A 21,827-nucleotide genomic window follows, 5' to 3' on the forward strand; every position below is an offset into this window, starting at 1 on the left:
CCACTTCTTGATTGACCTGCGGCCGAAGAAATCGGCGGCCATAGTTTGCATCAGGCGCCCTGGAATAGCAAACAAGCTGTGTGCGGTTCTTCAGCATCCGTGATTGTCCCCGTTTCAACTCACGGCGCGCCCCGGTTATTCCCGGTGAAACCGCCCGGCCCGTGGCAGGGTGGGTCACGAACGCAACCAGGTCGAAAGAGGCGTTTGACATGCAGGATTTGAAGGTCATCGGGATCGAGAACGGCGCTCTGCTCGCCGCGAACGACAGCGGTGAGCGATTCCGCATCGCCATCGACGAGATGTTGCAGTCGCGGCTGCGCCAGATCAAGCCCGACCCCGTGACGGGGCCGAAGGTGTCACCGCGGGAGATCCAGGCGCACATCCGCTCCGGGCTGTCTGCCGACGAGGTGGCCTCCCTCACGGGCGCGGCGATCGGCTACGTCGAGCGCTTCGAGGGCCCGATCCTCGCCGAGCGTGAGCACATCGTCTCGTCAGCGCTCGGCGTTCCCGTGCGCACGGGCGCTGACATCGACCCGCTCAGCGATGGCGACACGTTCGGCTCCGTGATCAGGGACCGTCTGGCATCCCTCGGTGCAAGCGGAGAGCGCTGGACGAGCTGGAAGGAGCAGGAGGGCGGCTGGATCGTCAAGCTGACCTTCGTGGCCGACGGCGTCGATCACGACGCGCGATGGAGCTTCGAGCCGCGCAAAATGGCGCTGGCGCCGTCGAACGCCGACGCCCACACCCTCTCGCAGCAGGGCGAGTTGCAGACCGGACTCATCCCGAGGCTGCGCGCTGTGACCCCGATGGTGCCGGTTCCCGATGAGTCGCGCTTCGACAGCGGCGCGTTCGCCTTCGATGATGTTCAGGCCTCAGCCCGGCCGGAGCCGCAGTTCGGGCGAACCCCGCAGAACGTGAACAACTCGATCTCGATCCAGGCGATCAAGCGCGCGGACGACGATGAGCAGCGTGACGTGCACCAGACCGCCGACCTGCTCGAGGCGCTTCGCAAGCGGCGGGGCGAGCGCGAGGCCGCCGGCCTGCGCGATTCCCAGCCGCAGGCCGTCGACGTTCCGCTGGACACGTTCGACCCGCCCGAGACGCAGGAGGAGTCTCCCGAACCCCCCGTGCTTCCGCAGGCTGTGGAGCGCTCCGGAAACACGGGTCCGATTCGCGGCAAGCGCGGTCGCAAGTCGATGCCGAGTTGGGACGAGATCGTGTTCGGTGCGCGCACCGACGACGATCTGGCCTGAGGCCGAGCACCTCGGAGCCGAGCGTTTCAGGCGCGATTACTCGAACGCACCGAGCCTGATCAGGGGCACCCTCTGCTCCTCCGGGGTGAGCGAGCCGTGCTGTCCGATCATCCTTCGCGCTTTCGCGCCTTCCGGCGTGGAGTCGTAGTAGGCGATCCTCGCCCGCGCGGCGACGAGAACGTTGCCGATGCGCGGAGCGACGGCTTCGTCGACTCTAGGACCGAACCACCCAGCCTCGATCGCCTCTGCCCTGGTCGCCACCCATGAGCGGTGGCCTTCGGTCTCGCGCCATGCCGTCGCGAGCCTCTGTTCGTCGGCAGCGGTGGCGTCGGGCGTCAGGTGGAGCTGGAGCATCCTCGGATCGCCGGCGACGTGCCGTACACCGTCGACGAGCTCGGGAACGGTGTCGTAGAGCACATGAGCGCGAGCGGGCACGTCCACGACGCCGTGGTCGGCGGTGATGAGCGCTCCCTCGTCGGTTCGAAGGCTGCGCGCGAGCGCGGACATCGCCGCATCGAACTCCTCCAGCGCGATGAGCCAGGCGTCCGATTCCGAGCCGTGCGCGTGGGCGGCGACGTCGAGCTCGGGCACGTACAGGTAGACGAGGCGGGAACCGCCCTGATCGAACAGCTCCCTGACCATTTCCACTCGGCGCAGCATGTCTGCGGCTCCGACGTAGTCGGCTCCGCGGAGCACGGCCCTGGTGTACGACGAAGTCCGGTAGCGCTCCGGGCCCACCGCGTAGGAGGGGATGCCGCGCCGTGCCGTCTGCTCGAAGATCGTTTCGCATCGCTGCCAGAGCACCGGATCGGGTGACCCCGCCCACCCGCTGAGGTGGTTGAACGTGCTGTCCGTCGCCGGGTCGTACGCGCGGTAGCCGACGATGCCGTGTTCGCCGGGCATCCTTCCCGTGCACAGCGTTGCGAGGGCTGCGGCCGTGGTGGTGGGAGACCCGCTCACGATGGTCGACGATTTGGTCAACCGTGGTGCGAGGAACCGCGCATGGCCGGAACGGCTGCGCAGCGCCTGGGCGCCGAGGCCGTCGGCGAGCACGACGACGGCCCGGGACACGCGGGGAAGGGAGAGCGTCGGGACTCCGCCGGTGATGGCCGTGAGGCAACTCGTCATAACGTCGGCAAGGCTCGCGGACGGGCCGAATCCGGCCGGTAGCATTGTCCCCACCTGGCCAGTCTGACACACCCGATTTCGGACTGGGATCCGTCTTCAGGGTGTCCGGTTCGAACCCGTCGGCGCCCCTTCGAGATTGCACGAATGAGCGCAGCAGACAACCGCAGATCAAGCCGTTCCGCGTCGACCGACTCGTCGACGCCCGAGCGCATCGAGGACATCGACGTCGCGCGGGAGATGCAGAGCTCGTACCTCGAGTACGCGTATTCGGTCATCTATTCGCGCGCACTGCCCGACGCGCGGGACGGTCTCAAGCCCGTGCAGCGGCGCATCCTCTATCAGATGAGCGAGATGGGGCTGCGTCCCGATCGGGCGCACGTGAAGTCGGCGCGCGTCACGGGCGAGGTGATGGGCAAGCTGCATCCGCACGGCGACTCGGCCATCTACGACGCCTTGGTGCGCATGGCCCAGGACTTCACGTTGCGGCTGCCGCTGATCAACGGGCACGGCAACTTCGGTTCGCTCGACGACGGACCCGCCGCAGCCAGGTACACCGAGGTGCGCCTCGCGCCCGCGGCTCTGACGATGACCGAGGGAATCGACGAAGACGAGGTCGACTTCGTTCCCAACTACGACAACCAGCTGATGCAGCCCGACGTGCTGCCCAGCGCCATCCCGAACCTGCTGGTCAACGGTGCCAGCGGCATCGCGGTGGGCATGGCCACGAACATGGCGCCGCACAATCTCGTCGAGGTGGTCGGCGCCGCCAGGCATCTTCTCGACAATCCCGATGCCGGCCTCGACGAGCTGATGGAATTCGTTCCCGGTCCGGATCTGCCTGGCGGCGGCATCATCGCCGGACTCGACGGCGTGAAGGATGCCTACGCCACCGGCCGAGGAACGTTCCGCACCAGGGCCAAGGTCTCCGTCGAGCCGATCACCGCCCGCAAGACGGGACTCGTGGTCACCGAGCTGCCCTACCTGGTGGGCCCCGAGAAGGTGATCGAGAAGATCAAGGACGGTGTCAACGCGAAGAAGCTCGCCGGCATCTCCGACGTCACCGACCTCAGCGACCGCAGCCGCGGCCTCCACCTGGTGATCGGCATCAAGACCGGATTCAGCCCGCAGGCGGTGCTGGAGCAGCTGTATCGCTACACCCCGCTCGAAGACGGCTTCGCCATCAACAACGTGGCGCTCGTCGACGGCAGCCCGCGCACCCTCGGCCTGCGCGAGCTGTTGCGCGTCTACCTCGATCACCGGATCGAGGTCGTCACCAGGCGGTCGCGGTTCCGGCTCGCGCGCAAGCGTGAGCGACTGCACCTGGTCGAGGGGTTGCTCATCGCCATCCTCGACATCGACGAGGTCATCCAGGTCATTCGCACCAGCGACGACAGCGATCAGGCCCGCAGCCGTCTGATGCAGGTCTTCGACCTCAGCCAGGTGCAGTCCGAGTACATCCTCGAGCTGCGCCTTCGTCGCCTCACCAAGTTCTCCCGCATCGAATTGGAGACCGAGCGCGACACGCTGCAGGCGGAGATCGCGGAACTCGAGCAGATCCTGGCCAGCGACGACCGCATCCGCGAGGTCGTGTCGAACGAGCTCGGCGATGTGGCCGAGCGATTCGGCACTCCGCGACGCACGCTTCTCACCTCGGCGAAGCCGTCGAAGGCGACGAGCGCGAAGGCACAGGCGATTCTCGAAGTCGCCGACGTGCCGTGCCGGGTCTTCTTGACGGCGACGGGGCGCCTTGTGCGTGTCGATCTCGAGCCGGATGCCGAGGGCGCGACGCCGCGCATCACTCCCCCGACTCGCCGGAGCAAGCACGATGCGATCCGGGGAGCAGTGTCGACCTCGACGCGCACGGAGATCGGTGCCGTCACCGACCGCGGACGGATCGTGCGCTTCACCCCCGTCGACCTCCCCGCGGTGCCGACGAACTCGGTGCAGCCGGCGGCGGGGGTTCGGGCGTCGGACTACATCGGTCTCACCGACAAGAACGAGCACGTGATCGCTGTCGTCACGTCTGACTCTGACTCGCCCTTGACGCTCGGCACCGCACAGGGCGTCGTGAAGCGCCTCAGCCCCGGTGACTGGGCGAACAAGCCCGAGTTCGAGGTGATCGCTCTGAAGCCCGGCGACCGCGTGGTCGGCGCCTGCGAGACATCCGATGCCGACGAACTCGTGTTCGTCACGACGGACGCCCAGCTGCTGCGATTCGCCGCATCGTCCGTACGTCCCCAGGGCCGAGGCGCGGGAGGCATGGCCGGCATCAAGCTGTCGTCCGGAGCGAGCGCCGTGTACTTCGGGGCCGTGACTCCGACCGCTGCCGATGACACCGTCGTGGTGACCGTCGCGACGAACGGGAGCACTCTCGCAGGCACGAACCCGGGCACGGGGAAGGTCTCGAGCTTCGCCGAGTTCCCCGCCAAGGGACGGGCCACGGGCGGTGTGCGAGCACAGCGCTTCCTGAAGGGCGAGGACCAGGTCTCACTCGCCTGGGTGGGCGAGGCGCCCGCACTCGCCGTTTCGTCCGACGGCGTCGCGCGTGCCCTGCCGGAGGTGGGCGCGAAGCGCGACGCATCGGGTACGCCGCTCGACGCCGTCATCGGCGCGATCGGTTCGGCAGTCCGCTGACACCCGGCGGCGCGCGAGCAAGGCGCTAGGCGTCGATGCGCTCGCGGCTCAGCTGGTCGCTGCTGGAGACGATGAACTCCTTGCGCGGCGCCACGTCGTTGCCCATCAGCATCTCGAACACATCGGCGGCACGCTCGGCGTCATCGAGGCGCACCCTGCGCAGCAGGCGGTGCGTGCGGTCCATCGTGGTGCTCGCAAGCTGGTCGGCATCCATCTCGCCCAGGCCCTTGTAGCGTTGCGGCGGTTCCTGCCAGCGCTTGCCGGCCTTCTTGAGACCGGCGAGCACGGTGTGGAGCTCCTGGTCCGAGTAGGTGTAGATGGTCTCGTTCGGCTTGGAACCGGGGTTCATCACGATGACCCGGTGCAGCGGCGGCACCGCGGCGAACACCCGCCCGGCCTCGATCATGGGGCGCATGTAGCGGAAGAAGAGGGTGAGCAGCAGGGTGCGGATGTGCGCACCGTCGACGTCCGCGTCGCTCATGATGATGACCTTGCCGTAGCGGGCAGCGCCGATGTCGAAGGACCTGCCTGAGCCGGCACCGATCACCTGGATGATCGACGCGCACTCTTGATTGGAGAGCATGTCCGAGATCGACGCCTTCTGCACATTGAGGATCTTGCCCCTGATGGGCAGAAGCGCCTGATGCTCGCTGTCGCGTGCGCGACGAGCGGTGCCGAGCGCCGAGTCGCCCTCCACGATGAAGAGCTCGGTGGTCGCAACGTCGGTGGAGCGGCAGTCGACGAGCTTGGAGGGCAGCGACGAGGTCTCGAGTGCGTTCTTGCGGCGCTGCGTCTCCTTGTGCGCTCGCGCGGAGATGCGGGACTTCATCTCGGAGACCACCTTGTCGAGCAGCAGCGCGGCCTGGGTCTTGTCGTCGCGTTTCGTCGACGAGAATCGGGATGCCAGCCCATCGGCCAGCACCTTGGCCACGATTCCACGCACCGCCGGCGTGCCGAGCACCTCCTTGGTCTGACCTTCGAACTGCGGCTCGGGCAGACGGACCGTGAGAACCCCGGTGAGCCCCGCCAGCAGGTCGTCCTTCTCGAGCTTCTCCGTCGCCGACACCTTGAGGCGACGGGCGTTCTGCTCCACCTGCTGGCGGAAGAACTTCATGAGTCCCTGGTCGAAGCCGGCCTGGTGGCTGCCGCCCTTCGGCGTGGCGATGATGTTGACGAAACTCTTGAACACCGTGTCGTAACCGGTGCCCCAGCGCAGCGCGATGTCGACCTCGCAGTCGCGTTCCACCTCGGTCGGCACCATCGCACCGCCCGCGTCGAGCACCGGGACCGTCTCGGTGAACGATCCCGTTCCCGTCAGGCGCCACGTGTCGGTCACCGCGGAATCCGGAGCGAGATAGTCGGCGAACTCGCTGATGCCGCCCTCGTAGAGGAACTCGGTGCGCTCGGGGGCGTCGACGCGGGCATCCGTGATCCCGATGGTCAGACCGGGGACGAGGAACGCGGTCTGCCTTGCGCGGCCGACGAGATCGTCCACCCGGAACTCGGTCTTGACGCCGAAGATCTGGCGATCGGCCCAGTAGCGGATGCGCGTGCCGGTGACGCCCTTCGCGACCTTGCCGACGACCCGCAGTTCGCTGCGCGACTCGAACGGGGTGAACGGCGACGAAGGACTCGGCTCGCCCTTGTCGGCGAAGACACCGGGCTCTCCCCGGTGGAACGACATCGCCCAGGTCTTGCCGTCGCGGTCGACCTCGACGTCGAGCCGTTCGGAGAGAGCGTTGACGACGGAGGCGCCCACGCCGTGCAGACCGCCCGAGGAGGTGTAGGAGCCCGAGCCGAACTTGCCTCCCGCGTGCAGTTTCGTGAAGACGACCTCGACACCGGACAGGCCCGTCTTCGGCTCGATGTCCACGGGAATGCCACGGGCCGTGTCGCGCACCTCGACGCTTTCATCGGAGTGCAGCAGGACCTCGATGTCGGTGCCGAACCCGCCGAGCGCCTCGTCGACGGAATTGTCGATGATCTCCCAGAGGCAGTGCATGAGTCCGCGCGCATCGGTGGAGCCGATGTACATGCCGGGACGCTTGCGCACGGCTTCCAGCCCTTCGAGCACCGAAAGGTGCCTGGCCGAATAGTCGTTCGTCGCCACGGAGTCTCCCGTCGATCGGCTGGTGCGCGCCCGTCGGGCGCCGTGGATGCCTCGGGTCGGGCATCCACCGTCTTTCAGGATATCGAGACGGCCCCCTTCGTCCGGCCACCGACACCCTTCGCGAGACGACGGGGTCGAACCCCATACGCGCACAGCGAAATGCCCGACGCTCCGGGCATGCTCACGGCGGCGACGTGCTTGTATGGAGTGAAGCACCCGCAAGGGTTCGGGTTTTCAGAAAGGAGCTCAGCATGTCCAACTACGCAGGCCACGTCGCCACCCCCGGTGCTGACGAGCTCCCCTCCGGCCCGGCGCTCACCGCCGCCGACCGTTGCGACGCGTGCGGTGCCCAGGCATATGTGCGGGTCACCGTGAACGGCAGCGAGCTGCTGTTCTGCGCGCACCACGCGAAGAAGCACCACGAGAAGCTCTCCAGCATCGCCACGAGCTGGCACGACGAGACCGACCGGCTGTTCGAAGATCAGCGGGCCTGACCCGTCGCACGACGTAGCACGGCGCCCCATCGGTTCTTCGATGGGGCGCCGTCGTGTGTGCGCGGTGCCGCGCGTCGAGCGATTCCGGAGAACGCGTCAGCGATACAGGCGCGGAATGCGGCGGTCGACCTTGAGCACGATCTCTTCGCCGATGGTGTCGACGGCCTCGGCCCAGCGCGTCGCCGTCGGCTCGCCGTCGTCGCCTGGACCCCACAGCACCACGAGATCGCCGGGCCGCGCGTCGGGGCAGAGCACCGTCATCCAGTCGCGCTCGATGCGGTCGACCTGCCTGGCGGCTCCGTGGACACCGACGGTCGTCTTTCCTGCCGCGGTGCTGGGCACACCGTGCCATGCACCGAGCGGGAGCACAGCTCGCCCGTCGCGCACATCGACGACGCGGGTGCGCAAGGACATGACGGGACTGATGCCGAGTTCGCTCTCGTGCGGACCCCCGGACGGCGAGATGCCGTAGACGAAGGCGCCGACGCGCACCATGTCGTACCGGAACTCGTCCCGGAGGAAGGACGCGGCGCTGGCGGCGAGGTGCCGGAACTCCGGAGCGAGGCCGGCGGATTCCGCAGCGGCCACGGCCGAATCGAATCGCGCTCTGGCCTCGTCATCGTCAGCATCGGACGCCTCGGAGATGTGACTCCACACGCCCTCGACCCGGATGCGTCCCTCGTTCTGAAGCTCGGCAGCGCGGGCGACGAACGCCTCCCAGTCCTCGGCGCGCACGCCGTTGCGATTCAAGCCCGTGTCGATCTTCAGGTGCACCCGCATCGGGCGTGCCGTGGCGGCGGATGCCGCGGCTTCGAGAATGGCGCGGTCGCCGACGCCGAGATCGAGCCCCGCGGCATCCGCAGCCGCCAGATCGTCTCTCGCGCTGAGCAGCCAGGCGAAGACGCGCACGTCGTCGCCGGCGATCCTCCGCACGTGCAGCGCCGCCTCGATGTCGAGAGCGCCGATCCACCGGATGCCGCCCGCCACCGCTCGTGGCACCAGCACGTCGGCGCCGTGGCCGTACGCGTCGTTCTTGACGACGAACATGGTCTCCGCCGGAGCGACCCTGGCGCGCACCGCCCGCAGGTTCTCGTCGAAGCGCGTCAGATCGACGCGCACGTGGGTCGTCGGGTCCGGCGCGCTCATCGGGTGTAGCTCCTCGCGACTCGGGGGCCGATCGCGGAGGCGAGCTCGACCGGATCGAAGCCCGTGATACCGGCCCACTCCCCCACGGCTGGCTCGCCGGCATCCGGATCACCGAGGAAGACCGCCTCGTCGCCCGGTCGTGCGAGCGCGTCGTCGAGCGTCACGACCACGACGTCCATCGCGACGCGGCCGACGACGCGCGCCCGAGCGCCGTTCACGAGAAGGGACGCATGGTTGCCGATGCTCCGGGGAACACCGTCGGCGTATCCGCCGGTGATCAGCGCGATCATCCCGTCGCGTTCCGCACGGTAGATGTAGCCGTACGAGACGCCTTCTCCCGCCTTGATGCGCTTCACCGTCACGACGCGTCCGGTGAGCCGGCCGATGGGCGTTCCGGTCGCGGTGCCGTCCCGGAGGGGAATGCCGTACAGGCCGCGTCCGACGCGCACGAAGTCGTCGGTGCTGCCGTATCCGTTCAGCACGCCGGTCGTGCCGTGCAAGTGGCGAGCAACGCCGGGGACGAGATCGCCCGCGGTCTGCAGGGCGTCGGATGCCTGCTCGGGCTGCACCGCGGCATCCGCGACGCCCATGATGGCGGCCACCGGAATCCGCGCCGCAATGGCCTCGAGTCCGTCGCGGTCGTCGGGGCGGATGCCGCGGAGCGCGGCGCCGCAGTCCACCACCGCGTGGGCTGCCGAGGCGCCGGCGGCGGCTGCCGACTCGGCGTCCCGAAGCGTGGACACGGCGACCTCGACCTGCATCCCGGCCACGTCGGCTCCGATCGGGCGCAGGGCGAGCACGGGTGCGTCGACACCGGCGGCACGGAGCCGCGCGGCCTCATCGAAGTCGGCCACGGCGAGCACGTCGGCGCCCGCGGCGATGCATTCCCGGGCGACGGGAACCAGTCCGTGCCCGAAACCGTCGTGGTCGACGCGTGTGATGAGACCGCGGGATGCCGCGCGATAACGTCGCACGTTGTCTGCAAGCGCATCGAGGCGAACCGAGAGCCGGCGTGAGTCGGCCGTCACCGCTGCACGTCCAGAGCGTGTGTCGCGGACAACAGCATCGTGAGTCGGCCCCGGATCACTGGATGGTCGTGAACACCGAAGCCACGTGGCTGCGCATGAGATCGGTGGCGTGGTCGGCGAGCGTGTCGAACTCCTTCAGGGACGCGGCGGGAACGTACCGCATGCCGGCATGCTCCGCCGCCGACGCGGCGAGCCGGTCGGCGAGCACCGGATTCAGCGGCAGCAGGGGCCCTTGCAGGAGTGTGCCCGTGACGGTCTCGGTGCGGATCCCGTCCGGCCGCGACACGGCGCCCGTCACGTCGCGCACGATGGTCGCGAACGGCGTCTCCACCCCGGTCAGTTCGGTCGCCTGGTCTTCGAATCCGGTGATCCTGCCGTCGTTCGACTCGGCGATGGCATAGCCGACACGGCGTGGACGACCACGGTGCGCGACTGCGGACACGATCGCCAGGCCGTCGAGTCCGCCAGATGGATCTTCGATCCGTGTGCAGAGCAGCTCGAGGCCGGCGCCGACCGCGAAGAATGGCGTGCGGGATGCCCACGCGGCAAGCGCCTCGCGGTGAGCGACGGCATCCGCATGCACACGCCTGAGCGCGGAGAGCGGGCCGTTGCCGATGACCACGAGATCGGGCTCCGCGCCGAGCTCGTCGCCGACGCGATGCGTCTCGACGGTGACAGGGATGCCCGACCGCTCGAGGCGGGTACGAAGCACGTCGAGGTTGCCCGCGTCGCCCGTGACACCGAGTTCATCGGGGTACAGCTGCAGAATCCGCACGTCAGCGGTGGCGTCTGTCACAGTCGCGTCTCCAGGTCGGGGAAGCCGAGGTGCTTGCGGGCCAGCATCATCTGCTCGTAGTTCACGAACCAGAGCTTGCGGTCGTTCTCCGGCGCGGGCAGGCCGCGCATGATCTCGATGGCCTTCTCGAGGTTCGGCTCGACCGTCGTCACCGGCACTCCCGCGTAGCTGAGCCGGAGGGCCACCTGCCAGGCCTTCTCCCCCGTCACGACATCGACGTGGTCGAGGGAGTCGAAATGCACGTCGTAGATCCACGAGATGTCGGGCGTGCCCTCGTCGAGCGCGAACATCACCTGCTGAGGGGGCGTGGTCAGCGAGTCGAGATTGAGCTGCAGGCTCGGTCCGTTCTTGAACATGACGAACTCGACGGACTCCTCGCCGAACGGGATGACCTCGCCGCGACCGTAGGCCGGGCGCATGGTCGAGAACGCTTTCACCACGTTCGCGCTGTCGAACGCGTCGCCGAGCACGAGCCGGGCGGTGGCGGATGCGGCTGCCGCGTCGATGGCATAGTGCAGGCCGCGCGCCGGCAGCTCGACGCCGACCGCTTCCTCGCCGATCGCGATGCTGGCGTTCCGGCCGCCGAACGCCGTCACCTCCGCGAGCGCGCGGGGACGGGAGTCCTCGGCCTCGTCGCGGAAGTCCGGCGCGTTCAGCAGCCCGTGCTTGCTCGCCGCGAGCACGGACTCCGACACTCCGAAGAACGTGACGTCGGGCACCGACCGGGACCCCAGCCGCGAACCGACGCGGCTCAGCAGTGGGTCTTCCCGGTTGGTGACGATGTGCTCGCCGGCCAGCAGCGAGGCGTCCAGCATCATGTCGGCGACGCGCTCGGTCTCATAGAAACGGTAGAGCTGGTCGACCTGGCAGTTCAGCATCAGCACCGTGCGCGGGCTGAGCAGCTTCGCGAGGTCGACCGCGAACGCCTCATCGACCTCGAGCACGGCGACGTCCGCTGGCAGCCTGCCCGACAGGGTCACCTCCGAGAGCATCGCGGAGGCGATGCCTTGCGGCAGGTTCGCGCCTGACGGGTTCGTGAACACCCGCAGGCCGTGCGACCGCAGCAGCTCTGAGACCATGTGGGTCGTCGTCGATTTGCCGTTGGAGCCGAGCACGAAGACGACGCCATGGCTCCACTGCGCCGAGACGTCTTCGATGAACCGGGGCCACACCTTGCGCACCAGGTAGCCGGGAAAGGCGGAGCCTCCCCCTCTGAGCCGTGTGGCGAACCGCGCGAGGCGGCCGAGCAGAATTGCGGAGAATCGCCTCACTCGTCGGCCTACTCGAGGTAGTCGCGCAGCGACTGCGAGCGGGACGGGTGGCGGAGCTTGGCCATCGTCTTTGACTCGATCTGACGGATGCGCTCGCGCGTCACCCCGAACGTGTCGCCGATCTGGTCGAGCGTCTTCGGCATCCCGTCACCGAGTCCGAAGCGCATGCGGATGACTCCGGCCTCGCGCTCCGAGAGCGAGTCGAGCAGACTCTCCAGCTGCTTCTGCAGCATGGTGAAGCCGACGGCGTCGGCAGGAACGACGGCCTCGGTGTCCTCGATGAGGTCGCCGAACTCGCTGTCGCCGTCCTCGCCGAGCGGGGTGTGCAGCGAGATCGGCTCACGACCGTACTTCTGCACCTCGACGACCTTCTCGGGCGTCATGTCGAGCTCGCGCGACAGCTCTTCCGGCGTGGGCTCGCGTCCGAGATCCTGCAGCATCTGCCGCTGAACGCGCGCGAGCTTGTTGATGACCTCGACCATGTGCACCGGAATGCGGATGGTGCGGGCCTGGTCGGCCATGGCGCGCGTGATCGCCTGGCGGATCCACCACGTCGCATACGTGGAGAACTTGAAGCCCTTCGTGTAGTCGAACTTCTCGACCGCACGGATCAGACCGAGGTTGCCTTCCTGGATCAGGTCGAGGAACTGCATGCCGCGGCCCGTGTAGCGCTTGGCGAGCGAGACGACGAGACGCAGGTTCGCGCCCAGCAGGTGACTCTTCGCACGCTGACCGTCACGAGCGACCCAGCCCAGGTCGCGACCGAGCTGCGAGCGCTTCTCCTGGTCGGTCATCGCACCGAGTTTCTCCTCGGCGAACAGACCGGCCTCGATGCGCATCGCCAACTCGACCTCTTCGGCCGCGTTCAGCAGTGCGACCTTGCCGATCTGCTTCAGATAGTCCTTGACCGGGTCTGCGGTCGCGCCGGTGATCTGGGCGGAGTAGACCGGAACATCGTCTTCTTCGTCCGCCGCGCGCAGCACGATCGCGCCGGTCGGCAGGGGCTCGGCGGCCCCGCCGTCTGCGGCGTCGTTCTGCTTGGTGTTCTTGGAATCGCCCGAGGCGTCGGCCTCGGCGTCGTCCGTCGTCTCGTCGACCTCGTTCTCGAGCTCGGCGGGATCGATCTCTTCGTCGTCGCCTTCTTCCGCCGACTTCGACGGAGAGGCCTTGGACGATGCCTTGGCGGGAGAGGCCTTCTTCGTCGCAGTCTTGGCGCCTGCGGTCTTGGCCGCAGCGGACTTCGTCGCACCGGCACGCGCCGACGCCGTCTTCGGGGCCGCAGTCTTCGAAGCGGTACGGGTGCTCGCCGCCTTCTTGGCGCCGGTCGTGGGCTCCTCTACGGTGGGGGCGTCAGCCGTTTTGGTTGCCATGGAGTTCACCTTCCAGCCCTCTTCGACATCACGTGCACGGTGTGCTTGTCGAGGGGGTTCGGGTCGCTTGCGGACACTATGAGGACCCATGTCAAGTCCTGTGCTCCACGGATGCTTCGTGCGACGCTGTCGACGCGACTCTCGTGGTGCCCGAACGTGAACGGGTCCGATCATTGATTATTGCACGACTGGCTGACCGGTCCGCGCATGGCCGCTCAGTGGCGGCCCCGGTTCCAGCGCGCATTCAGTGCAACCCACAACGGACCCACTTCTATTCCCTCGTCGTCGAGGAGACGCTTGCGTGTGCGTCGTCGTGCGCCGACGAGGAACAGCACGCCGACGCCGACGACCACGAACTGCACGGCGAATGCGACGCGGAACCCGGCCAGTGTGTAGAGCGCGGTGTGCTCGAGCCGACTCTGCAGGTCGAGAAGCACGCCGATCAGGTAGATCATCACGAAGCTCGCCGCGAAGCCTCCCACGTTGACGAAGCCGTTCGCCGAGCCGAGCGAATGCAGCGGGTTCGACGTGCGGGCGAAGTCGAAGCCGATCATGGAACCGGGGCCTCCGGCGCCGATGACCGCGAGGAGCACCACGACGAGCCAGACAGGGGGCGTTCCCGGCCACAGGAGCATGAGCATCCACACCGCCGCCATCGCTGCGACGATTCCGAGCACGAGATTGCTGCGTCGAAACGGAAAGCGCGCGGTCAGGATGCCCAGCAAGGGCCCGACGACGAGCGCGGCGCTGACGATGATCGTGAGCATCCACGATGCCGCCGCCGGCGAATAGCCGAGTGCGAACACCATGAACGGGAATCCCCACATGAGTGCGAACACGGTTCCGGATGACTGGGTCACGAAGTGGGACCAGAAGCCGAGTTGCGTGCCCGGTCGGGCGATGGAGACGCCCAGCTGCCGGAGCGACTGTCCCCACGTGGCGGGGCGAGGGCCTTCCTGCGCCCCGTGCGGCTTGTTGCGCACTGTGAGCAGGATCGCGACGAAGGCGACCACGGACACGCCGGCAGCGGAGAGGAACGCGACTGTCCAGCCGTCCTCGTGCAGCAGAAGGGCGAACGGCACAGCGGAGAGCACCTGGCCGAGCTGGCCGATGTTGCCCACCCATTGCGAAAGCTGGGGCACCTGCCGTCCGGAGAACCATGAGTTCACGAGCCGGATGAGGCACGTGAAGATCATCGCGTCTCCCGCCCCGATCAGCACGCGGCCTGCGACGGCGACGCCGATGACGTGCGAGAACGCGACGGTCACCTGGCCGGCCACCATGAGCGCGGTGCCGATGAGCATGAGCGCGCGCGGGCCGATCCTGTCGATCAGAACGCCGACGGGTATCTGCATGCCGGCGTAGACGACGAGCTGGAGCACCGCGAGCGTTGACAGCAGAGAGGCGTTCGAGTGGAAGCGCTCGGTGGCGGAGACGCCGGCGACGCCGACCGTCGTGCGCTGCATGACCGCGACCAGATACCCGAAGACGCCCGCGGCGAAGATGAGCCACGAGCGTACCGAATTCACTTCGTCAACGTTACGCGGAACTGCACGGCGCTCCGTTCAGCGCCTGCGCATGGTCAGGAGTCGTCGTCGCCTTTGCGGCGGTCCGCGAGAAAACTCTCGAGCTCGGCGGCGATCTCGTCAGCCGATGGCACCACGCCGTCGATCGACGTCAGGGGCGACTTCAACGGGCTGTCCTGCATGTAGGCGTCGTGTCGCTGCTCGAGCGCGCCGACGAGGCGTTCGAGCTCGGCGTTGCCTGCGACCTGTTCGTCGATGTTCGCGATGAACTCGCGGTTGTCTTCGCGCAGCTTCTCGGTCGGGAACAGCAGCCCCGTGGCGGAGCTGATGCTCTCGATCGCCGCGATGGCGGCGGCCGGATACTCGGTGTCGCCGAGGTAGTGAGGCACGAGCACCACGAACCCGACGGTCGATGCCCCGACCTGCTGCAGGCGATATTCGATCAGGTGCATCGCGGTCGCAGGGGCCTGCGTGGTGGGACGCCAGACCGACATGGACTCGGTCAGGTCTTCCCGATTGCCGCTGACGGTGATCCCGATCGGCCTGGTGTGCGGCACGGGCATCGGAATGGCATGCATCCACACCGTCGATCGCACCTTGAGCAGCGACACCAGATCGAGCACCGCACTGCTGAACCGCTCCCACTGGAAGTCGGGCTCGTAACCGGTGAGCAGCAGGAACTGCTGGCCGACCTCGTCGCGCATCAGATACAGACTGAGCTGCGCGGGACGGTAGTCGGAGAGGTGATCCTGGTCGAACGTGATCACCGGACGACGTGCGCGATAGTCCAGCAGCTCGTCGGAATCGAAGCGTGCGATCTCCTCGGCCTCGAGCGTCTCGAGAAGGTAGGAATTGAGCTGCGAGACCGCGCCGCCGGCATCCGCGAAACCCGTCAGGGCCGCGACGAGATACAGCCCGTCGGGCACAGTGTCCAGTGCCGTTCGGAGGTCGTAGAGCTCGCGCGGATCCTGCATGTTTCCATGCTAGCCAGCGGCTCCCACGGCCCTCGGACACCTTGGCCATGCCCTCAGCGAACACGTCGCGCACCGGTCATACCATTCCTCCTATGACTTCGCCTGTGCTCCGACTCGTCGATCGTGTTCCCACTCGTGAGGAGGGCGACGTTCTCGTTCTCTTCGTACAGGCGGCCGGCGAGGTGCCCGTCGTTCTCGGCAGGGAGACGGATGCCGTGCTCGTGGCGCAAGTGCGCGCGACGGGCCGCGCAGATCAGACGGTGCGCATCCCTGCCGGCGTGTTCGACGAGCGCCCCGTTCTCCTCGTCGGCGTCGGCTCGAGCGTCGACGCTTCGTCGCTGAGGGCGGCCGCAGGCGCCGCGGCCAGGGCGTCGGGCGGCGACATCCGGATGGTGCTGGATGCCGGCCCCGCGACCGAAGCGCAGCTCACCGCCCTGCTCGAGGGCGCCGCCCTCGGTGCCTACGTCTACGCCGGACGGCCCGTCTCCGCCGCTGACCGGCAGCCTGCGAAGGAGTTCGTCGTCGTCGGGTCGTCCGACCGTGCCGACGCTCTGGTGGAACGCGCCGGCGTCGTCGCCGACGCCGTGGTTCTGACCCGTGACCTGGCGAACACACCTCCCTCCCAGCAGGGTCCCGACGACCTCGCGCGTTCCGCGGTCGAGGCCGCCGACGGTTTGCCGATCGACGTGCGTGTGTGGGACGAAGCCGCCCTCGCCGAGGATGGCTTCGGGGGGATTCTCGGTGTGGGCAGCGGCTCCGTGCGGCCCCCGCGGTTGGTACGGCTGGACTACGCACCCGAGGGGGCACCGCGTCACCTCGCGCTGGTCGGCAAGGGCATCACGTTCGACTCTGGCGGGCTCTCGCTGAAGCCGCCGGCATCCATGGTCGGAATGAAGTACGACATGGCCGGTGCGGCCTCGGTGCTGGCCGTCGTGACGGCTGTGGCCAGGCTGGGGCTGCCCGTGCACGTGACCGGGTGGATGTGCATCGCCGAGAACCTCCCATCGGGTTCGGCGATCCGGCCCAACGACGTGCTCACCATCCGTGGCGGAACCCGTGTCGAGGTGCTCAACACCGATGCGGAGGGCCGTCTCGTGCTCGCCGACGGTCTGCAGGCGGCGACGGAGGAGCATCCCGATGTCGTCATCGACATCGCCACGCTGACCGGCGCGCAGATCGTCGCACTCGGCACCAGATACTCGGCGGTCATGGGTGACGACGACGTGGTCGAGCGGCTGACGGAGGCGGCGTCGGGCGCGGGAGAGCTCCTGTGGCCCATGCCTCTGCCGGGCGAGCTGCGGGCGCGACTCAACACCGAGGTGGCGGACATCGCGAACGCCACTCCCGGCAACTCCGCGGGCGGGATGCTGCTCGCCGGAGTGTTCCTGCGCGAGTTCGTCGGTCGGCGTTCCGACGTCGACAATGCGGTCACCGTGCCGTGGGCTCACCTGGACATCGCGGGGTCGGCGCAGAACGACGGCGCCGCATACGGCTACGTCGGCAAGGGCGCGACGGGCGTGCTGGTGCGCACGTTGGTCGACACCGCCGAATCGCTCGGCGTGCAGGAGTCGATCTCCGGTCGGTAGTAGGGTCGTAGGGGCAGGAACCGCCTGCCGAAATGACGGCCGCCTGCCATCGAACACACTCGCTTGTCGGCGGTGACGTCCCACATCCCGACCCGAGGAGTGAATGGGTGTCTGAGCAGAACTTCGACGTCGTTGTTCTGGGAGGCGGGAGCGGAGGCTACGCGGCGGCATTGCGCGCGAGCGAACTCGGCTTCTCCGTCGCCCTGATCGAGAAGGACAAGGTCGGAGGGACCTGCCTGCACCGCGGATGCATCCCGACCAAGGCGCTTCTCCACTCTGCCGAAGTCGCCGACTCCGCACGTGATTCCTCGAAGTTCGGCGTCTCCGCGACGTTCGAGGGCATCGACATCGACGCCGTCACCGCCTACCGCGAGGGCGTCGTCGCGAAGAAGTACAAAGGCCTGCAGGGCCTGGTGAAGGCACGGGGCATCACGACAGTCGACGGCGAAGGCCGCCTGGTCGCGCCGAAGACCGTCCGAGTCGGTGACGTCGACTACGTCGGAAAGAACGTCGTGCTGGCCACGGGATCGTACTCGAGATCGCTGTCCGGTCTGGAGATCGGCGGCCGGGTGATCACGAGCGAGCAGGCCTTGCAGCTCGACTTCGTGCCGAAGAAGGTCGCCGTGCTCGGCGGCGGTGTGATCGGTGTGGAGTTCGCGAGCGTCTGGAAGTCGTTCGGCGCCGACGTCACGATCATCGAGGCGCTCCCCCACCTGGTCCCCAACGAGGACGAGTCGATCAGCAAGTCGCTCGAGCGCGCGTTCCGTCGCCGCGACATCGACTTCCGTCTCGGCGTTCGGTTCCAGGGCGTGACGCAGAACGACGACGGTGTCGTCATCACGCTGGAGAACGGCGACACGGTCGATGCGGAGCTGCTGCTCGTCGCGGTCGGACGCGGCCCCGTCACCGCCGGACTCGGCTACGAGGAGGCGGGCATCACCATCGATCGCGGATTCGTGATCACCGATGAGCGGCTGCACACCGGCGTCGAGGGCGTCTACGCGGTCGGCGACATCGTTCCCGGCCTTCAGCTCGCGCACCGCGGCTTCCAGCAGGGCATCTTCGTCGCGGAGGAGATCGCGGGTCTGAACCCCATCGTCGTCGACGACGTCAACATCCCGAAGGTCACGTACTGCGACCCCGAGGTGGCGTCCATCGGATTGAGCCAGGCCAAGGCCGAAGCCCAGTACGGCAAGGATGCCGTGACCTCCTACGACTACAGCCTCGCAGGCAACGGCAAGAGCGAGATCATCGGCACCACGGGATCCGTGAAGGTCGTCCGCGTGGTCGACGGTCCCGTCGTCGGCGTGCACATGATCGGTGCTCGCGTCGGCGAGCTCATCGGTGAGGCGCAGCTCGCGGTCAACTGGGAGGCCTACCCCGAGGACATCGCGCCGTTCATCCACGCGCACCCGACGCAGAACGAGTCGCTCGGTGAGGCTTTCCTCTACCTGGCGGGCAAGCCGCTCCACACGCTCTGATCCACGAGCGCACGACGGCCACTGCAATAAGCTTTCGAACGAAAACGCATTCCTGAAGGAGACATAGTCATGAGCGAATCCGTCAGCCTCCCGGCACTCGGTGAGAGTGTCACGGAAGGCACGGTAACCCGCTGGCTCAAGCAGGTGGGCGACCGCGTGGAGGTCGACGAGCCGCTGCTCGAAGTGTCGACCGACAAGGTCGACACCGAGATCCCGTCGCCCGTGGCCGGCGTCGTGGAGCAGATCCTCGTGCAGGAGGACGAGACGGTGGAGGTCGGCACGGCACTCGTGACGATCGGTGACGGTTCCGGCGCCGGCGCAGCACCTGCAGAAGAGCCGGCTGCCGAGGCTCCCGCGCAGGCGGATGCTCCTGCTCAGCCCGAGGCTCCTGCACCGGTCGAGGCCCCCGCTCAGCCGGAGTCGCCCGCGCCCGCGGAGGCGGCTGCTCCAGCCGAGGCGCAGGCACCGGTCGTGGCACCCGAACAGGCGCAGGCCCCAGTCGCGGCGCCCGAACCGGTTGCGGCTCCCGAGCCCGTCCAGCAGCCGGCGGTTCCTTCACCGGAGCCCGTTGCTGCTCCGGCGCCCGCAGCACCGGCAGCACCCGCTCCGGCTGCCGCACCGGCGGCATCCGGCGGATCGCACGCCGGGGCCGGATACGTCACCCCCATCGTCCGCAAGCTCGCGAACGAGCAGGGTGTCGACCTCGCGACGGTCACGGGCACGGGCGTCGGCGGCCGAATCCGCAAGCAGGACGTGCTGACCGCCGGTTCCGCTCCGATCCAGGCTGCGGCGGCCCAGGCCACGAAGCTCGAGACCTCGCCGCTGCGCGGAACCGTGCAACCGATGTCGCGACTGCGCAAGGTGGTCGCAGACCGCGCCGTCGTCTCGATGCAGAACTCCGCTCAGCTGACCACCGTCGTCGAGGTCGACGTGACCAAGGTCGCGGCGCTGCGCACGAGCGTCAAGGGCGAGTTCGAGAAGGCGACGGGCACCAAGCTGTCGTTCCTGCCGTTCTTCACCCTCGCGGCCGCCGAGGCGCTCAAGGCATACCCGGTCATCAACGCGACGGTCGACGGCGAGAACATCGTCTACCCCGACCACGAGAACATCTCGATCGCCGTCGACACCGAGCGCGGCCTGCTCACCCCCGTGGTCCGCGGAGCCGGCGAGCTCACGATCGCGCAGCTGTCCCAGCAGATCGCCGATCTGGCCCAGCGCACCCGCGACAACAAGCTCAAGCCCGACGAGCTGGCAGGCGGGACGTTCACCGTCACCAACACCGGTTCGCGCGGCGCGCTGTTCGACACGCCCCTCGTGTTCCTGCCTCAGGTGGCCATCCTCGGCACGGGCATCGTGACCAAGAAGCCGGTCGTGGTGCAGGCAGACGGTGCGGACGCCATCGCGATCCGGTCGGTCGTCTACCTCGCGCTGTCGTACGACCACCGCATCGTCGACGGTGCGGATGCCGCGCGCTTCCTCGTCGCGGTGAAGAACCGTCTCGAAGAGGCGGCGTTCGAGCCCGACCTCGGAATCTGAGCGGCTGCGCCCGTCAGGGCGCACTCAGTTAGCGAACATCGCGCGAAGGCGCCAGCCGGCTTCGGTCCTGATCACCAGGGCTGAAGCCGGCTTCGTCGTTGCAGCATCGATCGGCGCGATGGCGATGACAGCGGTGTCCCCCAACGATTCGACCAACGACAACTGGGAGGGCTGCGGCGCTGCGGCAGGAGCGACCTTGCCTGCGATGAGCGCTGCGTCGGCCGCGTACAGGGGCGAGTCGGTCTGATCGGAATCGACGAGACACGACACGGCATGTCGTTCGAGACAGCCCTGCCGAAGCAGGAACAGCGCGGCGGCCGCGCGCACCGGATCGTCGGGTGCCGGCGGGGTCGAGGAGCTCGTTCCGGCTGTCGCCGTCGGAGCGTCGGAAGCGTGCCGGGCAGCGGGGGTGACAGCGGTCGTCGTCGACGTGTCGGGTGTCGTCGGTGAAGCCTTGGAGGCCGCGGCTCCGTCATCCGGCGGCCCTGGCAGCGCGACCAACGCGACGACGGTGAGCAGCGCCGCAGCGCCGACAGCGATCGCGGCCGGGCGACGATGCCGGGACAGCAGCGTCGTGAGACGGCGCCGCGCGGCATCCGCCACACCGTGCTCCAGCAGCTGCGTCGCGGTTCCCAAGAGCCCGTTCGGCTTCGACGCAGCGCCTTCTCGAACCGGTTCCAGTGGCGTCTGAGCGGGCTGGGGCTCAACGCGCAGAGGAACGACGGCGGGAGCACCGGGCGAGCCGCTCGAGAGGGAGACCGGGGCCGCCGGTCCGAGGGCGAACAGGGCATCCTCGACGTGCATGGCGGCGTCTGCCACCTCCTCCGGTCTCGACCTGTCGAGGAGGCGAGCGAGCGCTGCGCCCACCCTCTCGCCCTCACGCGGGTCGAGGTCGACAGCCTTGGCCAAGGTCGCGGCGATGATGCCCTTGCACCCTGCCCAGTCGGCAAGGATGCCCTCCGGCGTCGCCGGAACGCTCGCACCGAATCCGAGCAGCACAGGGCATCCGGCAGCGTCGAATCGAATGCTCGACGACGAGACCCCACCGTGCACCCATCCCGCGACGTGCACAGCTCGGACGGCGCGCACGACGGAGGCGCAGACCGTCACGCACTCCCCCACCTCCACGACGGATCGCTCGCCGAGCCAGTGGACGAGGCTCGGGCCGGTGAGGCGCTCGAGCACCAGCGAGACCGGTCGACGGGCTGTCGCCGAGACGTCGACGAGTTCGACCACGTGCGGTGAGACGATCGCCGTGAGCGCATCGGCCTCGTTCCTGATCCGAGCGGGCTCGACAGTGGTGTCGTACACCTTGACGACGACCTCGCCGTTATCTCCCGTGGCCAGATAGGCGGTCGCGTGGCTGCCGCGTCCGAGCGCACGCAGGAGTCGGTACCCGCCCAGTTCGTCCCACACGTCGCTCGCGTCACCGGTGCCGACGCTGCCCGCCGCGGGCGTTCTTTCGCCTCGTCTTCCAACCATGAGACCAGCCTT

Annotated in this window: 16 protein-coding genes; 6 read left to right on the forward strand and 10 right to left on the reverse strand. The window is 68.2% G+C overall.

Translation table 11 applies throughout. The annotated features are described in order from the left end of the window. Positions 1-80 precede the first annotated feature (80 nt). The gene (gene sepH / locus FPZ11_RS02950) at positions 81-1,253 is read left to right on the forward strand and encodes a septation protein SepH (RefSeq protein ID WP_367889428.1); all 1,173 of its coding nucleotides are present in this window, start codon (positions 81-83) and stop codon (positions 1,251-1,253) included. Between the two features lie 36 nt (positions 1,254-1,289). Here sepH and FPZ11_RS02955 read toward each other — a convergent pair whose 3' ends face one another. Beyond that, on the reverse strand, positions 1,290-2,381 hold the full coding sequence (locus tag FPZ11_RS02955; RefSeq protein WP_246846501.1) for an alkaline phosphatase family protein: 1,092 nt from the start codon (positions 2,379-2,381) through the stop codon (positions 1,290-1,292). Between the two features lie 144 nt (positions 2,382-2,525). Between FPZ11_RS02955 and FPZ11_RS02960 the strand changes: the two genes are divergently transcribed. After that, positions 2,526-5,015, forward strand: coding sequence for a DNA gyrase/topoisomerase IV subunit A (locus tag FPZ11_RS02960; RefSeq protein WP_146318230.1), 2,490 nt, complete (start codon positions 2,526-2,528; stop codon positions 5,013-5,015). Positions 5,016-5,040: 25 nt separating this feature from the next. Here FPZ11_RS02960 and FPZ11_RS02965 read toward each other — a convergent pair whose 3' ends face one another. Then, positions 5,041-7,125, reverse strand: a complete 2,085-nt coding sequence (locus FPZ11_RS02965; RefSeq protein WP_146318231.1) for a DNA gyrase/topoisomerase IV subunit B — start codon at positions 7,123-7,125, stop codon at positions 5,041-5,043. A gap of 251 nt (positions 7,126-7,376) precedes the next feature. Between FPZ11_RS02965 and FPZ11_RS02970 the strand changes: the two genes are divergently transcribed. Then, on the forward strand, positions 7,377-7,619 hold the full coding sequence (locus FPZ11_RS02970) for a DUF7455 domain-containing protein (protein ID WP_146318232.1): 243 nt from the start codon (positions 7,377-7,379) through the stop codon (positions 7,617-7,619). Positions 7,620-7,715: 96 nt separating this feature from the next. On the opposite strand, the gene FPZ11_RS02975 is transcribed toward FPZ11_RS02970, so the two are convergent. The 7 genes from FPZ11_RS02975 to FPZ11_RS03005 all read right to left on the reverse strand — a co-directional run bounded on the left by FPZ11_RS02975 (position 7,716) and on the right by FPZ11_RS03005 (position 15,730). After that, positions 7,716-8,765: an alanine racemase gene (locus tag FPZ11_RS02975; protein ID WP_146318233.1), complete on the reverse strand. Its 1,050-nt coding sequence runs from the start codon at positions 8,763-8,765 to the stop codon at positions 7,716-7,718. Further along, complete coding sequence (locus FPZ11_RS02980) at positions 8,762-9,793, reverse strand: alanine racemase (RefSeq protein ID WP_146318235.1); 1,032 nt, start codon at positions 9,791-9,793, stop codon at positions 8,762-8,764. Before FPZ11_RS02980 ends, FPZ11_RS02975 begins: the two co-directional genes overlap by 4 nt. Before the next feature lie 55 nt (positions 9,794-9,848). Next, positions 9,849-10,589, reverse strand: coding sequence for a cobyric acid synthase (locus FPZ11_RS02985; protein ID WP_168203722.1), 741 nt, complete (start codon positions 10,587-10,589; stop codon positions 9,849-9,851). Then, a complete protein-coding gene (locus tag FPZ11_RS02990) occupies positions 10,586-11,860 on the reverse strand; it encodes a MurT ligase domain-containing protein (RefSeq protein WP_146318239.1) in 1,275 nt (424 codons plus the stop codon). Before FPZ11_RS02990 ends, FPZ11_RS02985 begins: the two co-directional genes overlap by 4 nt. 8 nt (positions 11,861-11,868) lie before the next feature. Continuing rightward, positions 11,869-13,230, reverse strand: a complete 1,362-nt coding sequence (locus tag FPZ11_RS02995) for an RNA polymerase sigma factor (protein ID WP_146318241.1) — start codon at positions 13,228-13,230, stop codon at positions 11,869-11,871. A 215-nt stretch (positions 13,231-13,445) separates the two neighbouring features. Beyond that, the gene (locus tag FPZ11_RS03000) at positions 13,446-14,759 is read right to left on the reverse strand and encodes an MFS transporter (RefSeq protein ID WP_146318243.1); all 1,314 of its coding nucleotides are present in this window, start codon (positions 14,757-14,759) and stop codon (positions 13,446-13,448) included. Positions 14,760-14,812: 53 nt separating this feature from the next. Beyond that, complete coding sequence (locus tag FPZ11_RS03005; RefSeq protein WP_146318245.1) at positions 14,813-15,730, reverse strand: proteasome assembly chaperone family protein; 918 nt, start codon at positions 15,728-15,730, stop codon at positions 14,813-14,815. 92 nt (positions 15,731-15,822) lie between these two features. On the opposite strand from FPZ11_RS03005, the gene FPZ11_RS03010 reads away from it, so the two are divergent. From FPZ11_RS03010 to sucB, 3 genes are all read left to right on the forward strand, one after another. Then, positions 15,823-17,316 (forward strand): leucyl aminopeptidase, encoded by a 1,494-nt coding sequence (locus FPZ11_RS03010; RefSeq protein ID WP_146318247.1) that lies wholly within the window; start codon positions 15,823-15,825, stop codon positions 17,314-17,316. 107 nt (positions 17,317-17,423) lie between these two features. Beyond that, the gene (gene lpdA / locus FPZ11_RS03015; protein WP_146318249.1) at positions 17,424-18,797 is read left to right on the forward strand and encodes a dihydrolipoyl dehydrogenase; all 1,374 of its coding nucleotides are present in this window, start codon (positions 17,424-17,426) and stop codon (positions 18,795-18,797) included. 69 nt (positions 18,798-18,866) lie between these two features. Then, positions 18,867-20,333: a 2-oxoglutarate dehydrogenase, E2 component, dihydrolipoamide succinyltransferase gene (gene sucB, locus FPZ11_RS03020; RefSeq protein WP_146318251.1), complete on the forward strand. Its 1,467-nt coding sequence runs from the start codon at positions 18,867-18,869 to the stop codon at positions 20,331-20,333. A 24-nt stretch (positions 20,334-20,357) separates the two neighbouring features. On the opposite strand, the gene FPZ11_RS03025 is transcribed toward sucB, so the two are convergent. Then, positions 20,358-21,815, reverse strand: a complete 1,458-nt coding sequence (locus FPZ11_RS03025; protein WP_168203723.1) for a protein kinase domain-containing protein — start codon at positions 21,813-21,815, stop codon at positions 20,358-20,360. Positions 21,816-21,827: the final 12 nt, after the last annotated feature.

It is taken from the genome of Humibacter ginsenosidimutans (assembly GCF_007859675.1).
In the GTDB taxonomy this organism is placed as follows: Bacteria; Actinomycetota; Actinomycetes; order Actinomycetales; family Microbacteriaceae; genus Humibacter; species Humibacter ginsenosidimutans.